Here is a 14,830-nt window from a genome sequence, read left to right on the forward strand (position 1 = left end):
GATTTAATGTTACGCTTCAATTCACAACAAAAAAGAAGACCGAAGTCTTCTTTTTTGCCACAGTATTTATAAAAATAAATAGATAACATCTTCTCCACAAAAATATTTATCCGACACGCCTACATCCGGTAGGTATGATTTAACATATGTGCCTCTGTTGTTTTGTCAATCACTAGCCGTCAAAACGGAACAGCCGAAGCTATCTGATTGAGTCAACTCGTCGCATGAGGATAACTTTAACATAGATGTGCTCTGATTGCAATATCTTTATGATTTAGCATCCTCTTCCAGCCACTCAGTATAGAAGTGATCCACCAAGCTTACAGTATCTACTGTCATTTTTTTGGTCATAATAGGACTTTCTAACAAATGATTTTGCAAGCATTCATTGACATGCTCCACTTCAAAAATAAATTCACTGTCAAACTCACCTGATAGTATCTCTTGCCTGCCATCTTCATAATAAATCGTTGCTTGCCTAGTTTTCCAGAAATACGGAATTTCTATACGCCCCAGTTCGCCATAAATTGTCATCTTACTTGGAATATCTACTTTCACAGAGATAAAAATAGTGCCTAGTGCTTGATTTTGAAACTTCAAAGACAGATTTACCTGATCATCTGTTTCACCTTTTCGCCTTGTAGAACTGCCATGATATTCGACAATTGGTTGATCCAGAATAAATTGCATGTACTGCAACGGATAGCTACCTGAACCATGCAGTGTTCCACCTCCAGCATCTAATGAATGAAACCAACTGATATGATCGACATTAGGATACGAAGTCACTGATTGCAACCAGTGTACTTCACCAATTTTATTTTGCTGAATCGCTTTTTTTACTTGTAAACTGATTGGTAGAAAAACAGATTTTTGTGCTTCCATCAAGAAACAGCCATTTTTTTCTGCTATGTCAAATAATTCTTCTGCTTGAGCTAATTTCAGAGTAAATGGCTTTTCAACCAAAACATGTTTCTTATATGCCAACGCCATTTTCGCTGCTTCATAATGACCTTTATTATAGGTAGCCAAATAGACAATATCGATTTCCTCGTCCTTACATAATTCTTCATAACTACCGTAAGCTTTTGGAATATTCAATTCTTCTGCCATCTTCGCAGCTTTATCAAAAGTACGTGATGCGATTGCCGTCACTTCCCCTACAGTACTTTTTTTGATCCCTTCTACAAACCTAGGAACAATTTGAGCTGTACTTAAAATACCATAACGAACTTTCTCCATCCTTATCGACTCCTTTGACTCTACTATAGCGATTAATTCTAAAAACTTCAAAAGAATTCTTTTCGAGTACAGCCCTACTACCTGAATAAGGGGACTAAAACTAGAGCCTAAATCAAAAACCATTTTCAGTTTTATTTTAGGCTCTAGTTAATCTTCAATTTTCAAAAAGCATATTCGCGAATCGTTTAGTCTAATCGTACCACGATTTTTTTTAATCCGTTGTTTGCGAATATTTATGTATATCTTTACCTATGTACTACTCCCGCTTAACGAATACCAATACTTATTTTCAGTGCTTGATTGACCTTCAGCATATCGTCTTCTTCTAACTGACAAATTTTGTGAAGGATTCGTTCTTTATCCAACGTTCGGATTTGTTCTAGTAATACTAATGACGGTGTCATACGGTCGTCATGAGGTATATCCACCTTGACCTGTGTCGGCTGCATTTTCTTATTCACATTCCTAGTAATGGGTGCAACAATCAACGTTGGACTAAATAAGTTCCCCTTATTATTTTGAATAATCAATACCGGTCTAATTCCTCCTTGCTCCGAACCAACAACAGGTGAGAGATTTGCATAAAAGATTTCTCCCCTTCGCATCATAATACTTTATCACCCCTAATCTAAAAAAACTCTTTCGTGTAAATTATATCATGCTTTTCCAGTAATATTTTTCAAAAATTTATACCAATCCCTGAAAACTTTGATAATCTCTGTAAAAAAAGGATTTCATGAGAAAAAAAGACATAATATATTTTATTCCAAAAATGTAAATTTCAATCAAACATTTCTTTATTAATTATCATATTTAACAAAAAAACATCATGAATTTAAATCAGAATTCAGATATAACTCTCTATAAATTCAAACAAAGTCGGATTATCATAGTTACACATTTAAAAAAAGAACAAATACCAATCATTAAAATCAAACCATATATTTTCCTATTTCTATCATAAATAGATTTTATGTATAAATTAATTATTTAAAAAAAAAGAACTTTGTTTAGCCACAGTCTAAACCGAAGTATCCGTTCTCATCAAATTCTTATTTCATTATCTTGTCAAAAAAAGAAACCAGGCCAAAACACTTGTCTGATTTCTTCTTTTATCATTATTTTTCTAGATTATTAAGGCATTTCTTTTGAGTCTTTTTCATTCCCAGAATCTTTTTTCGGCGTTTGATTAGATGCACCTTCTAAATTACCTAAGCTGATATCTAAAGCCACCGTGTACTCCAATGGTACATATAAATTATAAGCACTCATCCCCACAACTGTACCTTTAGGTTCTACAGAGTCAACATATCTGATCGTATATTGAATATTGGCTCCTTTCGATTGAAATTCGTCATAAAATTGCTTTTGCAAGTCTCCCTCTACAGTATTTCCTCTTAAGTCTTTAAGATAAGGCTGTCCAGCAGAATAGTAGACTTTTACTTTCAAATCATCTTTACTTGTTAACTGGGTTCCCGCTTCGACACTTTGAGAAATCAATTGACCATATGGAACATTATTCGTAAAGACACTTTTAGCTTGGATTGTTAATCCATCGACAGCAGTCCCTGCTTCTTCTTGTGAATAGTCAGCAAAGTTAGGAACATTATAGCCTTTACCTAATGATACCGTCACAGTTAAACTATCTTTTTTAGCAACTTTTTGATCTTTAGCAATGCTTTGAGAAATAATACTTTCTGCTGGAATATCTGCTGAGCTAGCTTCTTCATAGGTCACTTTTATATCATTTGTTTTAGCCCAGCTTTCAACTTCCGTCTTCATTTTTTTCGTAAAATCAGGGACAGAAATGTTTTTCTCAAAGGTTTCTTTGCCTTTAGAATAATACATATTGGCTTTATCTTTGCGTTTGTAATTTTCTTTTGTTACTTCTTTATTAACGATTTCAAAGCGGTCAGCTTTACCTTTTTCCAAGGTATCACTATATTCGTCGATCAAAGAAATATTTTCTGCTTTATTCTCCTTGATCCAGCTTTCTACTTCTGTTTTTTTCATCGTCATAAAATCTGGCAAGGTCAATTTTTCTTCTGGATCAGCGCCTAAACTTGCTTCAATCTTTAGTTCAGCACCTTTTTTTATTTTACTCCCTTTTTTTGCTTTTTGCGAAATCACTTTGTTCGCTTCTATCTTTTTACTGTAGCTTTGATCTACTTTTAACTTGACTTTATTTTCAGTTGCCCAAGTCCGTGCTTCAGCTAAATCTTTTCCAGCAAAATCAGGGAGTGCAACATGTGTCATTTGGTAATAACCAAAATATAGGATACAAAGTGCTACGAAGGTCCCTACTCCGATCAGTAAAAATTTTTGCTTCCTTTTTTTATGATAGGTCGGGTCTATTTCTGTTCCATCATCTGTCTGACTTCTTCGAGTTGAAGGGATTGTTTCTTGTTCTGGTTTAGTTTCCTTTGGTTCAGACACATTAGTTGGCCCAATCTTTGGTTGTGTTTCGTTTGTCTTTTTGTCAATCGGTTCAGCTGACGACAAATTTTCCGATTCCTGTTTTATCGGTTCAGTTTTATCAGAGTCGTCCCGCGTCTTTTTTTCTTTTGTATTATCATAATTTGATTTATTGAAATTAGATAAAAAATCACTCATTCAGCATCAACTCACCTTGCTTAAGAAAATAGGTTTTATCAGATTGTTTCGCTATTTCATTGGAATGGGTAACAACAATCACACATTTATTATGTGTTTCAGCCAAATCTTTAAAGATATCGACAATTTCCTGCTCCATTCGTTCATCTAAGTTTCCAGTCGGTTCATCAGCAAGAATAATGTCAACATTCGTTGCTAAAGCTCTAGCAATTGCCACACGCTGCTGTTCCCCACCGGATAATTGACCAACCAGACGATCTGCTTTAGCTTTATTGATGCCAATATAATCCAATAAATTATAGGCTACTTCACGATTATCATCAGGCATATCATTGTCTGTAATCGACATTGCCACTAAAACATTTTCCAATGCAGTTAAATAAGGAACTAAATTGTAACTTTGAAAAATAATGCTTATATCATCTCTACGATATTTTTCCAGCCCAATTTCTTTGATATTCTGCCCCTTGTATAATACTTCGCCCGATTTAGGCTCATCCAATGCACTAATTAAAGAAAGAAACGTCGTTTTCCCTGAACCAGATTGACCTAAGATCGTATAAAATTGTCCTTGATCAAAATTAATCGATGTATCGTGTAGGATCATTCGTCGTTTGTCTCCATCTTGGTAAAAATAGCTCACGTTTTTTGCTTGTAAAATTGTCATATTGGTTTCCTCCTACATCATGATTTTCTTTGGATTCAACCGTAAGACATACGCCAAAGGTAGAACCGCAGATAAAAGTACTGTGCTTAATCCTGCAATCAAGAAAGTCACGATATAACTAATTGAAAATTTCACTTCATAAGCATTTGAAACATCTTCCGTTGTTAATGTTGGTGTATTCATTCCGCCACCAACCATCATCGCGCCACCTTGACTGGCTGCATCACTCGTTTGCGAGAATGCATCACTGGCAATCAAAGATTCTGAGACCATTTTCCCAAGAATATTCCCTGTAATTAAAGATAAACACATAGCAACTAAACTGATAAGCAACAATTCAATCAGAATCTGTTGCATTACTTTCGCTCTTGTTTCTCCCAATGATAGATAAATTCCTAGTTCATGCTTACGGTCCCGCAAGAAGAGAATTACGACTAATGAAATGATCAATAATGTTGCTCCAATTGCTAGAAGTACTACATAACCAGAAATTTGAGACATCTTTTTGAACGTTCCGCCCACTTGATCATACTGATCACTTGAAGCAGTTAATTTATATCCTTCTGGAACCGCTGATTTTGCTTCTTCTTTGAAGGCTTCAATATCTTCTGGAGATTTTAGTACATATACAGGAGTGATTTGATTCATATCTTCAACTGACATAGCTGTACCGTCAGCTTTTTTATAGCGATCTGGGATTAATTCTTTTCCTTTTTCGAATTCTACTTTGTTAATATTCATAACAGCATCATTTGGCATGTATATCGTATTAAATTGCTCTGTTTCCATGAATTGCTCTTGTATACCACCTTTTTGATCTTTTCCATCCGATTTTTTCTTTTCAACACTTGTAGGTTCAAATATACCAATAATCTCGACTGGATGATCTTGAGAAGCTAACTCTTCTGTTGATCCATCTTGTTTATAATCCATAACTGAGCTATCTAAAACGACCTTGTCTCCAACATTAAAACCATTTGCTTCTGCAAATTTCTTTGAGATGATCGCAACATCTTTTCCATTGTTGATTTCCTCTTGTTTAAACGTTCGGCCGTCAACTAAATTCACCTTTTTATCTTTAAAATCCAATGGTTCTAGCAAATTATTGCCTTTAAGAGTCACGCTTTTTGGCATACCGCCAATCGTCGTAGCATTTTCCATTTCGTAAGTTTTGATTTTTTTTACAAAAAGAGTTGTCTTCACGTTGTAATCAAATTCCTTTACATATGTAGACTCACCTAATTTTTTAACCTCATCTACCTTTAACGCTGTTGGTGAAAAAGATTGACCTTCTTCCATCATCTTCTCATAGTCCATTTCAACACTAACAGTGGCACCTAAATCATGTTTGATTTTCTTTTCGACATTTGCCGTGGATTGCTGAATAGCAATTGATCCTGCAATAACATTACCTAATATAAAAATAACTGCAAATAAAATAACTGATTTCCCTTTTCTTCTTACAACACTGCACAGTGCTCGATTCCAATAATTCATATATTCTTCCTTCCTACTAAAAAAACAATGAAAAATCAGCTTAGCTAGATATCATTACACTATTCAGTCAAATCAATAAAAACAATTGAGTTGTATCCGCTAAAGCTGATTTTCTATATTGTCTTTGATAAATGATAGCTTCCCACCATTCAATCCCCATAATTCGTCAACATATTCAGCAATCGCTTTTGATTGTGAGCTGATAACGACACATTTATTTTCATTTTTTGCATATATACGTATGTACTCCATGATCATTTCTAATGAAAGTTCACTTAATGACGCAGCAGGTTCATCAATCAAAACGATTTCAGGATCATTAATTATTGCTTTTGCCAAATACACCCGTTGCTGATTAGAAACAGCTATTTTTTTGATTTTTTGGTTTGCTACCTTTTCGTCAATTCCAACTTTCTTCAGTGCTTCATAAAAATAGCTATTTCCTTTTGGAACAGTGTTTGACTTACAAAGTTTTAGTGTCGTCAAAGCGGTCTCATTTGAAAGAACATTGTAGTATTGAAAAACAGTACCTATTTCTTGCCTGCGATAATTGTCTCGATCTATATTCTCAAGGTTTTGGTTTTTAAAAAGAATTGTGCCGGAATCAACGGTATCTAATCCTGCAATTAGCGCTAGCAAGGTGGTTTTTCCTGCTCCCTGTTTTCCTAAAATCCCATAAACTTTCCCCAATGAAAAATCGATCGTTATATCATTCAAAACAGTCACATCGTTCTTCTTATTCGTATATACTATCTTTTTAAGAGAGAGAATCATCACTCGTCTACGTTCCTTTCTAACAAAAAATCAATTGGTTTAAATTTGAAAAGTTTATAGATATCAATGGAAATGATCGTAATCAAGAATAAACTGGTCATTCCAAGTATAGTGATAAAAGAATGAGCATTCATCAACATAGGAATAGATAGTATGGATTCATTTTGTTCGCCATCCATTAGATTAGATAGCTGATCAATATTTCCCATCAGTCGTTTTTGATTTACTAATTGCCAATCAGCAATTGGTTGCACGAACCATTTTGCAATCACGGATGCTAAACTAAAACTAACACACGTAACAATAATCAACTCAGTCACTCGACTTTTGATTATTTGCTGTTTCGTTATTCCGATATTGCGCAGCACATAAAGCTCTGTTTGACTTTTTCTAAACTTCCGAACTGAAAATAATGCCAACCAAAAGTTCCCGAAAATCAAGAAACCTAACAGAATCGTTCCTGCCAATGTTCTTACTCCATTAACTGGACTTAAAATCAAATTCTTTTTTGCTTCATTTGTTATCACTTGATAATCACTTGGCAACCCTTTTGCTTTCATCTCGCTTAAAAATTTATCAAAGTCATCCATACTTTTTAGTTCATACGATACGCTGTTATGACCTGAATAACCAAAATTTTTCATACTATTCAGTGTTTCCCAACTCGTAAAAATATCATTCCCTTGATAACTCACAAGCGGACTGGCTCCATCAGATGATTGAACTTGTTCTTTAGGTTGATACATTCCGGCAACAACCAATGTTTGTTTCTCAGTATCTTGATTTCCTGTTAAAGCCACTTCAATCGAATCGCCTATTTTAAGCTGATTCAGCTGAGCAAACGCGCTACTGACAAAGCATTCATTTTGTTTTAGGTCCGTACTTCCTTCATTGATTTCCATTCCACTATCCGCGAGCATTTTTACAAGCGTCTCTGGTTCAGCCCCTATCCAATTCGTTATTGCTTGGCCATAATTAGTTTTGGCCCCCTCAATCTTTTGAAACTGATCTGAACTAGTGATTCCGACTGGTTTTAATGTTTCAAATGAAATCGGAACATTGCCGATCATTTTTATTCCAGTTACGTACTTAGACTCTCCAAATTTGATATACTGTTCTTTTGTTAGTTTTTCTTCATGCATTGAATTACTTAAATCTGGCTCTAGAATCGTTACTACAGTCATAAACTTTTTGCTATAATTTTTTGTAAATAATTTAGCAGAAGTATAAATGGTATTTGTAACCATTGTTCCTAAAATCAAAAGAAACAACATGATACCGACTAGTAAATAATTCCAAATGTGTCTTCTAAGATTTAAGAAAGCATGTTTAAAGACGAACATGTTCTTGCTCTCCCCTTCCTTGATACTACAATACCAAATCAATTGTTAACTGAATGTTAACTTTCAATGATTTGTGGAAATGATAGAAAAAAAGTTGAGCCTTGATTTTTTTTACTTTCAACATAAACAAAGCCCTGGCATAAGTCACAAACATGAGACACCACTGATAATCCAATACCGTAACCATCTTGTTTGAGCCCATTTATTCGATAATTATGATTAAAAATAGTTGCATGAACTTCAGGATCAATCCCTTTTCCATGATCTTTGATTTCAACAATAACACTGCCTTTTTTGTTATTAACAGCAACTTCTATGGGGTTACCATTACCATATTTGATTGCATTATCTACTAAATTTGATACTGCTCGATAGATCCAACGGTTTTTACCTATGATCAATGTCGATTTGATTTCATCGAAAGAAAATGTAAGCTGTGGGTAACTTTTGCGGTATGTATCACACACTTCTGCACAAATCAGTGAAACATCAACTTGTTCACTCATCACCTCTTCCGTACTGTTTGAAAGAGTTAAAATATCATCTATACTATCCGTCAGACGATCTAGAATATGCAGATTACCCGTTTCGTTTTGCTCTAGTTCTAAATTAGCTCGTAAAATCGCAATGGCATTTTTCTGTTCATGAGTAAGATAACTACTTAGTCTTTTATAGTCATCTAAATTCCCATCAAATTTATCTTTTAGTTGTTTAAATGCTTTAGCGACTGATTTATCTTCAACTTTATCTTCTGAAAATTTTTCTAGAAACTGTAAATCATGGATGATCGAAACCATTTGCTTCGTATAAATCCGCCGTAAAACAAACCATAATGTCATAGTCAGCACTAAAATGGCTGAACACACTGCTAAAATAATCATTGGCAAATACTTGGATAAACTATTTACATAAATATCATCTAGCGTTTGCGTACTAACTAATTCAGATGTTCTAAGTTCAATACTTGTTATCGGTTTTTCTTGAGCAATTGTTGAATTTGCATCATTCACAACATATACAGCTGAACCGATTGACTGACCTATCTGGAGTGAACTCCAGTTACTTTTCACTGCAAAAAATCCACCACTGATAATCAAAATAACAAAAAACGCAAAGGTTAATACGGTCAAACTAATTTTAAAATTCACTCGCATAATTGATATCCTTTCGCCCGAATGGTTTTAAGTAACTCTTTTCCTGATGCTTGGGCAAGTTGTTTTTTTAGACGGGCAATATGAACACGCAAAACAGAAGAAAATGGATCAAAGTTTTCGTCATAAACATGTTCAGCTATCATCTCTGTGGAAACTACCGCTGGATATTGTTGGGCAATGCATAGTAAAATATCAAATTCTTTTGGTTTTAACACGATTTCTGTTTCCCTATAACGAACAAAACGCTTCACAGGATCGATCATTAACTGATTGATTTGGATATGAGGTGATGTCCGACCATGGAAACGCCGAATAACCGCACGAATGCGGGCAACTAATTCCAATAATTCAAACGGTTTGACTAAATAATCATCTGCGCCAAAGTCAAGTCCCTTGGCTCTTTCTTCGATTTCGTCCCTAGCTGTAGTAATAATAATAGGCGTGCCAATGTCCGAATCTCTTAAAAAATTCAAGATAGATAATCCATCTTTATCTGGCAAATTCAAGTCTAATAAAATAGCGTCATAGTTATTGACATAGGCCTTTTCTTCTCCTTCAAGACCAGAAAATGCTAGATCTACTAAAAATTTTTCTCGTTCTAAACCCTTTTGAACTGATAGTGCCAGTTCACGATTATCCTCGATAATTAAAATTCTCATCCAATAGGTTCCTCTCTACGATAACTGATACACCCGTCAATAGTTATCTCATAAGATACTATACCTAAGAATGATTTGTCTATATTTCATTTTTTAAATTAAAATAAAATAACAAAAAAATCAGCAATTGTATTTGAGACACTTCAATACAATTGCTGATTTTTTATTTTTCATCTATTTATACTTCATTTAAAATACTTGCCACTTTAGTTGTAATCAAATCAATAGCTACATGATTTTCTCCGCCTTCTGGAACAATCACATCTGCATAACGTTTCGTGGGTTCGATAAACTGATGATACATTGGCTTTACAACATTCAGATACTGTTCAATAACAGAATCAAGAGTTCTTCCTCGCTCTTCCATATCACGTTTGATTCTACGAATGATACGGATATCATCATCTGTGTCCACGTACAATTTAATGTCCATCAGCTCTCGTAAACGGATATCTTCTAAAATCAGAATACCTTCTAAAATAATAACCTCTTTTGGTTCTTGAATAATGACATCTGAACTTCTTGTATGTGCAACATAATCATACACAGGTTTTTCAATTGTTTGATAGCTTATTAATTGTTGCAAATGCTCAATCAACAAATCCGTATCAAATGCAAACGGATGATCATAATTCGTTTTTAATCTTTCTTCAAAACTCAAATGGCTTTGATCTTTATAATAAGAATCTTGTTCCAACATCATGATCGAATGATTGGGAAAATGATTGAAAATCGCCCGACTGACACTGGTCTTTCCACTACCGGAACCACCAGTAACACCAATCACGATTGGTTGAGTATTTTTCATTCAACGAAACCTCTCTCTTGTATGTAATAGTCATGTTAACCTTTTTCTATTATAATAGAAACGAGCAAGAAAGCTACAATTTTATCCATTTATTTTTTAAATCTGTCGATTTTTTGACAGATACACCAGAAGGGAGTTAATAGTATGAGGATTAATGAAATTCAAGAGCTTCAAATAGCACACTATGATTTATTATTATCAGCTGATCCAGATAAGCATTTGATAGAAGAGTATGTAAAACGCGGCTTGTGTTTTGAAGCTATTTTCAACGAAATGATTGTCGGTATTTTAGTCTTGCTACCCACTCGTCCTGAAACCCTAGAAATCGTCAACATCGCTGTCTCTGAAAAATTTCAAAAACAGGGGATTTGGTGAAAAATTAATTCAATTTGCATTAGCTCATGCTAAAAATAATCGGTACAAAACAGTAGAAATCGGTACTGGAAGCACTAGCTTTGGACAATTATATCTCTATCAAAAATGTGGCTTTCGTATGACAAGTATTGATCGTGATTTTTTCCTACGTCATTATGAAAAAGAAATTATCGAAAACAAGCTTGTTTTGAAAGATATGGTACGATTGAGTATTGATGTGTAAACAGTAAAAAATAGTGATCAAGAGATTTTGAACCTACTCTTGATCACTATTTTTATTAGTCCAAAACACTAAAAATATCGTCTAACCGACTGATTTCATAAGTCGGTTGAATCGCTTGTGTTGCTGGTTGTTTCGACGGATTTAACCACAGAGTCTGAATCTCAGCTAAATTCCCCCCCAGAATATCTGAAGCTAGTGAATCACCAACGATCAGTGTTTTTTCCCGCTCAAAACTTGGAATTCGTTCAAAAACATAATCAAAATATTCCTTCATTGGTTTTTGATACCCTACTTCTTCTGAAACAAAAATATCGTTGAAAAAAGAAGTCATGTTCGAATCATTCAAACGCTGATATTGCGTTTTTGCTACACCGTTTGTAACTATATAAAGCGCATAGTCTGGTTTAAGCCGTCCAATAATTTCTTTACTATTTCCTAGCAAATCATGGCCTTGACTTAAATGATAGCGATACTGTTCTCCCATTTTTTTCCCGTCCACTTTTTTATTCAGCTGAGCAAATAACAAACTAAAACGAGTATCCGTAATCGTCTTTTTATCTGTTTTTCCTTGTTCGAAATCCCGCCATAATTGGCTGTTGATTTTTTTATAAGTTGCTTCTATTTCATCAGTTAAAATTAGCTCTTCTTCTTGAAAAAGCGCCTGTAATGCTTTTTTTTCTGTTAATTGAAAATCTAGCAATGTATCGTCGACATCAAATAATAAGGTTTTAAATTTCATGTTCCACACTCTTTTCTTTTTTATGAATGGTAAAGTAGGGCAGTAAAGCCTGTAATTCTTGTTGATTTAAAGAACGGTATTCACCTAAACCAAGGCCTGGATCTAATTGGATCGGTCCCATCGACAAACGTTTTAGATAGATCACTTTTTTCCCTACAGATAAAAACATTTTTTTGACCTGATGAAATTTCCCTTCAGTGATATCTAACTGGGCATGACTTTTATTTTTTTCTGAAGACAAAATTCTGAGCTCAGCCGGCTTGCATTGTTTACCATCTGAAAATACGATCCCTTCAGCAAATGCTTTACAATCAACCTCCGTCAAACGTTCATTAACGACGACTTCATAACGCTTTGAAACTTTTTTATGTGGCAACAATAACTGATAACCCAATTGGCCATTATCCGTAATCAAGAGTAACCCTTCCGTATCTCGATCTAAGCGACCGATAGGATATAGCCCGGCTCTTTGATCACTTGCCCTAATTAAATCAATGACGGTTTGATGCTGAGCATCTTTCACTGCTGTCACAACGCCTTGAGGTTTGTTCAGCATATAATAGACGTGGGTTTGTTGTTGGATTTTTTTATCTCCAACGATAATATCTTGCAAGGTAGCATCTACATTTAAACTTTCATCCATCATGACTTGTCCATCAACAGTCACTTGTTTACTGCGAATCAGAGCTTTGACTTTCCTTCTCGATCCAATTTTTTCTTGTTCTAATAATTTATCTAAGCGCATTTATTTTCCTCATTTCAAGTAACATTTTAGTATAAACTTTATAGAATGAAAAGAAAACAGGATAAGAAAACGGTTCATTCACTCTTAAACAAAACTTTAAGTACTATTTAAAAGACGTCCCTTCTTCTTTCACTTCTCTTGACTTAACTTTGGATTCGCGTTATGGTTAATATAGAAAGTGAATAAGGTTTCTCAAAAACAGCGTAATGACCTGGGAGAGAATAAGGTATCATATGGAATTTTCCCCTGGATAATTGTGCACAATTATTCGGGATTTTTTGTTTTTGTAGTTCGTTTGTAGAAGCTGCTTGTTCGTTTCAAATTTGAACAGGAAAACCTTAGCTAAGTTTATGCTTTTACATGTTTACAATCTGCGTCAACAAAACTCCTTTTTTCCATCATGTTGCGTTTTGCAGATAACCAAATATAAATTCATTTTATTTATCTAGCTTCACGAGCTAGTCTCTCTTAAATCAGTTGAGACTAAAAGAGCTCGCTCAGCTTTTAAATCAAGGAGGAATTTAGGTTATGTCAGTATCATTAGAAGTTAAAGAAAGAGCTGTCCGTCCGCGTTCACTAAGAAATCAACTACGTCACACAGGTCAAGTTCCCGCCGTCGTTTATGGGTATGAAATTGAAAGTACACCCATTTCAGTCGATCAAAAAGAATTAACAAAAATTTTACGAGATAATGGTGCCAATGCCGTAATCACAATGACTATTGGTGGCAAAAAAATCAATACATTGCTATTTAAAGCACAATTGGACACTTTCACAAATCAAATGAAACATGTCGAATTTCTAGCTGTAAACATGAAAGAAACAACTGAAGTAGAAGCTGAAATCGTTCTTGTTGGCGAATCCGCTGGTGTGAAATCTGGTGGCGAATTAACACAAAACTTATATAATGTTTTAGTTTCAGCAACTCCGGATAAATTACCAGAACGTGTAGAAGTCGATATTACTAAACTTGCAATTGGCGATGCACTTACTGTTGCTGATTTAGCAAAAAATAAAGATTACGATATCATTACTGATGGTGAAGAGCAAATCGTGGCCGTTACAGAAGCCAAAGCTGCAACTGAAGAAGAAAGTTCTGATGAAGCTGCTGAACCTACAGTAATTGGTGAAAAACCAGAATAAATGGTTGCTTAGAAATAAATTTAGGGAGATGAGGTCTTTTGACCTTGTCTCTTTTTTACTGCAAAGAATCGCAAGCTTTCTACTTGCTTTTTTTATGAAACATGACAGAAGCGCGTTTTTACTAAATAAGGTATACTGTTGTTATTAGATTGATAAAGGAGGTCATATAAATGGTTGAAAGTTTTGATAGTGAACGTAGTCGGTATGCTTCTTTAGGAGTGGTTGAAAGTCTACCTAGCGCTTTGATCGACAGTATCTGGCTGATTATTGATTTGGATTTAAAAGGCGTTATTCCACTCACGAATATGTTATATTTTGATTTGATCGATAATGGCGGAAAAGTAACCGTTCATTTCTCACAAGAAATAAGCGACGTTCAAATGGCCGTTGACTTGCCTTTCCCTTATTCTGAAGAATACCCATCTCAAGTTTTCGCTTTTGATGATGGGAATAAAGAAACGATTTTACTGCCGGCAGAAATGTTGGAATAGGAAAAAAAGTTCAGTCATCAAAATAAAAAAGTTCTGATAAGTTATAACAACCTTATCAGAACTTTTTTTATTTATGCCATTCGTTTCGCAATAAACGAATAAATCGCAATACAAATCACTGCACCGATCAGTGCGGAAATAATTGGGAAACCACCGATAATCGGGCCGAAGTTTCCTAAAAGCATCGTACCTACCCAGCTACCAATAAATCCAACGATAATATTACCAATTACACCACCTGGTACATCTCTACCTAAAATTGCTCCAGCAATGGCTCCTAGTACACCACCGACGATCAATGACCAAATAAAACTTAACATAATAAATTTCCTCCTCTAATTTAAATATAACGAAAAA

At 34.6% G+C, this 14,830-nt stretch carries 16 protein-coding genes and 1 pseudogene; 4 read left to right on the forward strand and 13 right to left on the reverse strand.

The window, feature by feature from the left end; translation table 11 throughout:
- Positions 1 to 267 precede the first annotated feature (267 nt).
- From IGL98_RS14460 to udk, 10 genes are all read right to left on the reverse strand, one after another.
- Entirely contained in the window at positions 268 to 1,242 is a 975-nt protein-coding gene (locus IGL98_RS14460; RefSeq protein ID WP_206841690.1) for a Gfo/Idh/MocA family protein, read from the reverse strand.
- Between the two features lie 266 nt (positions 1,243 to 1,508).
- Positions 1,509 to 1,850 carry a type II toxin-antitoxin system PemK/MazF family toxin gene (locus tag IGL98_RS14465; RefSeq protein ID WP_206841688.1) on the reverse strand — a complete coding sequence of 114 codons (342 nt, stop codon included), beginning with the start codon at positions 1,848 to 1,850 and terminating at the stop codon, positions 1,509 to 1,511.
- Between the two features lie 526 nt (positions 1,851 to 2,376).
- On the reverse strand, positions 2,377 to 3,855 hold the full coding sequence (locus IGL98_RS14470) for a PASTA domain-containing protein (protein WP_206911921.1): 1,479 nt from the start codon (positions 3,853 to 3,855) through the stop codon (positions 2,377 to 2,379).
- On the reverse strand, positions 3,848 to 4,522 hold the full coding sequence (locus tag IGL98_RS14475; protein WP_206841684.1) for an ABC transporter ATP-binding protein: 675 nt from the start codon (positions 4,520 to 4,522) through the stop codon (positions 3,848 to 3,850). Before IGL98_RS14475 ends, IGL98_RS14470 begins: the two co-directional genes overlap by 8 nt.
- 12 nt (positions 4,523 to 4,534) lie before the next feature.
- A complete protein-coding gene (locus tag IGL98_RS14480; RefSeq protein WP_206841682.1) occupies positions 4,535 to 6,019 on the reverse strand; it encodes an ABC transporter permease in 1,485 nt (494 codons plus the stop codon).
- 99 nt (positions 6,020 to 6,118) lie between these two features.
- Positions 6,119 to 6,745: an ATP-binding cassette domain-containing protein gene (locus tag IGL98_RS14485; protein ID WP_339099573.1), complete on the reverse strand. Its 627-nt coding sequence runs from the start codon at positions 6,743 to 6,745 to the stop codon at positions 6,119 to 6,121.
- Positions 6,746 to 6,792: 47 nt separating this feature from the next.
- A complete protein-coding gene (locus tag IGL98_RS14490) occupies positions 6,793 to 8,136 on the reverse strand; it encodes an ABC transporter permease (protein ID WP_206841680.1) in 1,344 nt (447 codons plus the stop codon).
- 56 nt (positions 8,137 to 8,192) lie between these two features.
- Entirely contained in the window at positions 8,193 to 9,290 is a 1,098-nt protein-coding gene (locus tag IGL98_RS14495; RefSeq protein WP_206841678.1) for a sensor histidine kinase, read from the reverse strand.
- Positions 9,281 to 9,949 (reverse strand): response regulator transcription factor, encoded by a 669-nt coding sequence (locus IGL98_RS14500; protein WP_206841676.1) that lies wholly within the window; start codon positions 9,947 to 9,949, stop codon positions 9,281 to 9,283. Before IGL98_RS14500 ends, IGL98_RS14495 begins: the two co-directional genes overlap by 10 nt.
- 178 nt (positions 9,950 to 10,127) lie before the next feature.
- The gene (gene udk / locus IGL98_RS14505; RefSeq protein WP_206841674.1) at positions 10,128 to 10,757 is read right to left on the reverse strand and encodes a uridine kinase; all 630 of its coding nucleotides are present in this window, start codon (positions 10,755 to 10,757) and stop codon (positions 10,128 to 10,130) included.
- 144 nt (positions 10,758 to 10,901) lie between these two features.
- Here udk and IGL98_RS14510 point away from each other — a divergent pair, with 144 nt between their 5' ends.
- Together IGL98_RS14510 and IGL98_RS14515 are read left to right on the forward strand one after the other, a co-directional pair.
- On the forward strand, positions 10,902 to 11,132 hold the full coding sequence (locus tag IGL98_RS14510) for a GNAT family N-acetyltransferase (RefSeq protein WP_242596321.1): 231 nt from the start codon (positions 10,902 to 10,904) through the stop codon (positions 11,130 to 11,132).
- A gap of 7 nt (positions 11,133 to 11,139) precedes the next feature.
- Positions 11,140 to 11,187: pseudogene (locus tag IGL98_RS14515) on the forward strand (hypothetical protein); the annotation flags it as partial.
- Positions 11,188 to 11,410: 223 nt separating this feature from the next.
- On the opposite strand, the gene IGL98_RS14520 reads toward IGL98_RS14515, so the two are convergent.
- Entirely contained in the window at positions 11,411 to 12,094 is a 684-nt protein-coding gene (locus IGL98_RS14520) for a YjjG family noncanonical pyrimidine nucleotidase (RefSeq protein WP_206841672.1), read from the reverse strand.
- The gene (locus IGL98_RS14525) at positions 12,084 to 12,839 is read right to left on the reverse strand and encodes a 16S rRNA pseudouridine(516) synthase (RefSeq protein WP_206841670.1); all 756 of its coding nucleotides are present in this window, start codon (positions 12,837 to 12,839) and stop codon (positions 12,084 to 12,086) included. The genes IGL98_RS14520 and IGL98_RS14525 overlap by 11 nt, the downstream gene beginning before the upstream one ends.
- A 528-nt stretch (positions 12,840 to 13,367) precedes the next feature.
- Here IGL98_RS14525 and IGL98_RS14530 point away from each other — a divergent pair.
- Positions 13,368 to 13,982 carry a 50S ribosomal protein L25/general stress protein Ctc gene (locus IGL98_RS14530; protein ID WP_206841668.1) on the forward strand — a complete coding sequence of 205 codons (615 nt, stop codon included), beginning with the start codon at positions 13,368 to 13,370 and terminating at the stop codon, positions 13,980 to 13,982.
- Positions 13,983 to 14,152: 170 nt separating this feature from the next.
- Positions 14,153 to 14,473 carry a DUF960 domain-containing protein gene (locus IGL98_RS14535; RefSeq protein WP_069646433.1) on the forward strand — a complete coding sequence of 107 codons (321 nt, stop codon included), beginning with the start codon at positions 14,153 to 14,155 and terminating at the stop codon, positions 14,471 to 14,473.
- A 71-nt stretch (positions 14,474 to 14,544) separates the two neighbouring features.
- Here IGL98_RS14535 and IGL98_RS14540 read toward each other — a convergent pair whose 3' ends face one another.
- Positions 14,545 to 14,793: a GlsB/YeaQ/YmgE family stress response membrane protein gene (locus tag IGL98_RS14540; RefSeq protein WP_069638886.1), complete on the reverse strand. Its 249-nt coding sequence runs from the start codon at positions 14,791 to 14,793 to the stop codon at positions 14,545 to 14,547.
- Between the last annotated feature and the right edge of the window lie 37 nt (positions 14,794 to 14,830).

It is taken from the genome of Enterococcus sp. DIV0840, assembly GCF_050527835.1.
Taxonomy (GTDB): domain Bacteria; phylum Bacillota; class Bacilli; order Lactobacillales; family Enterococcaceae; genus Enterococcus_L; species Enterococcus_L ureasiticus.

Bases quoted from the DNA above. Each gene is read 5' to 3' on its own strand.
- IGL98_RS14460 (WP_206841690.1), bottom strand. From the start codon at position 1,242: ATGGAGAAAGTTCGTTATGGTATTTTAAGTACAGCTCAAATTGTTCCT.
- IGL98_RS14465 (WP_206841688.1), bottom strand. From the start codon at position 1,850: ATGATGCGAAGGGGAGAAATCTTTTATGCAAATCTCTCACCTGTTGTT.
- IGL98_RS14470 (WP_206911921.1), bottom strand. From the start codon at position 3,855: ATGAGTGATTTTTTATCTAATTTCAATAAATCAAATTATGATAATACA.
- IGL98_RS14475 (WP_206841684.1), bottom strand. From the start codon at position 4,522: ATGACAATTTTACAAGCAAAAAACGTGAGCTATTTTTACCAAGATGGA.
- IGL98_RS14480 (WP_206841682.1), bottom strand. From the start codon at position 6,019: ATGAATTATTGGAATCGAGCACTGTGCAGTGTTGTAAGAAGAAAAGGG.
- IGL98_RS14490 (WP_206841680.1), bottom strand. From the start codon at position 8,136: ATGTTCGTCTTTAAACATGCTTTCTTAAATCTTAGAAGACACATTTGG.
- IGL98_RS14495 (WP_206841678.1), bottom strand. From the start codon at position 9,290: ATGCGAGTGAATTTTAAAATTAGTTTGACCGTATTAACCTTTGCGTTT.
- IGL98_RS14500 (WP_206841676.1), bottom strand. From the start codon at position 9,949: ATGAGAATTTTAATTATCGAGGATAATCGTGAACTGGCACTATCAGTT.
- udk (WP_206841674.1), bottom strand. From the start codon at position 10,757: ATGAAAAATACTCAACCAATCGTGATTGGTGTTACTGGTGGTTCCGGT.
- IGL98_RS14510 (WP_242596321.1), top strand. From the start codon at position 10,902: ATGAGGATTAATGAAATTCAAGAGCTTCAAATAGCACACTATGATTTA.
- IGL98_RS14520 (WP_206841672.1), bottom strand. From the start codon at position 12,094: ATGAAATTTAAAACCTTATTATTTGATGTCGACGATACATTGCTAGAT.
- IGL98_RS14525 (WP_206841670.1), bottom strand. From the start codon at position 12,839: ATGCGCTTAGATAAATTATTAGAACAAGAAAAAATTGGATCGAGAAGG.
- IGL98_RS14530 (WP_206841668.1), top strand. From the start codon at position 13,368: ATGTCAGTATCATTAGAAGTTAAAGAAAGAGCTGTCCGTCCGCGTTCA.
- IGL98_RS14535 (WP_069646433.1), top strand. From the start codon at position 14,153: ATGGTTGAAAGTTTTGATAGTGAACGTAGTCGGTATGCTTCTTTAGGA.
- IGL98_RS14540 (WP_069638886.1), bottom strand. From the start codon at position 14,793: ATGTTAAGTTTTATTTGGTCATTGATCGTCGGTGGTGTACTAGGAGCC.